At 59.9% G+C, this 916-nt stretch carries 1 protein-coding gene; it reads left to right on the top strand.

The features are described from left to right. A partial coding sequence (locus tag HMPREF3039_RS08220; protein WP_156473610.1) for an autotransporter outer membrane beta-barrel domain-containing protein occupies window positions 1-916 on the top strand: 916 nt, incomplete at both ends.

A 916-nucleotide genomic window follows, 5' to 3' on the forward strand; every position in this document is an offset into this window, starting at 1 on the left:
GCCAGGGGGAAATCCTCTTCTCCGGCAGGGATTATGCAGACTCGGACAATGCCGCCAATTACACCTCCACCCTCACCGGGGACGCCTTCCAGTACAACGGCACTGTCCGCCTGGACCAGAGGGCCGCTCTGCAACTGGTCAACTACGTCCAGGAAGGCGGAACGCTGACCATGGGACGCCAAACCTCCCTCTCCGCTTCCGGCAATGTTTCCCTGAAAACCCTGACGCTTGATCTCACCCTGAGCGGAGAGCCCGCCTCCATCACCGCCGCAGGCTCCGCCTCCGCCAACCAGGTAAATGTCTATGCACCTTCTTCCGCTGTGACCCCGGGAGAAACCGTCCTGACCATCACGGCGGACTCTTTCGGAGGCATTCTTCAAGAAACCGGAGACCACAGGGTCTCCATGTGGAATGACCAGGGCATGAACCTCGTTCTGGAAATGAACTGGGAGCTCAACGACGAAGGCGCCCTTGTCTTTACCACCGGCAATATCGTTGAAGAAGGCGTCATTGCGGAGCTCCAGGGCAGCAACATCGCCAACTCCATGCTTTCCTCCGCAGCCTCCCTGCGTTCCTTCACCGGTACGGGACTGGAACACCTGGATACGGCGCGCTTCCTCTCACCCCTCAAGAGCAATGTCTGGACCAGCGGACTGGGAGATTTCCAGATGCAGAGAACCAAGGGCGGCATTGAAGGGTTCGACTACCAGGGCGGGGGCTTTGCCGTGGGGGGAGACTACAGGCTCGGCCAACATTGGCTGGGAGGTGTTGCCTACGGCTACACCTCCGGCAAAAACATCAGCAGGGAATACCAGGCCACCAACCGGCAGAATACCAATATGGGGCTCATCTACACCGGCTGGAGGCTCCCCATGGACAAGGGGCAGGCTCTCACTGTCACTGCCGCGGCCGGCTT

The organism is Akkermansia sp. KLE1798, from assembly GCF_001580195.1.
In the GTDB taxonomy this organism is placed as follows: Bacteria; Verrucomicrobiota; Verrucomicrobiia; order Verrucomicrobiales; family Akkermansiaceae; genus Akkermansia; species Akkermansia biwaensis.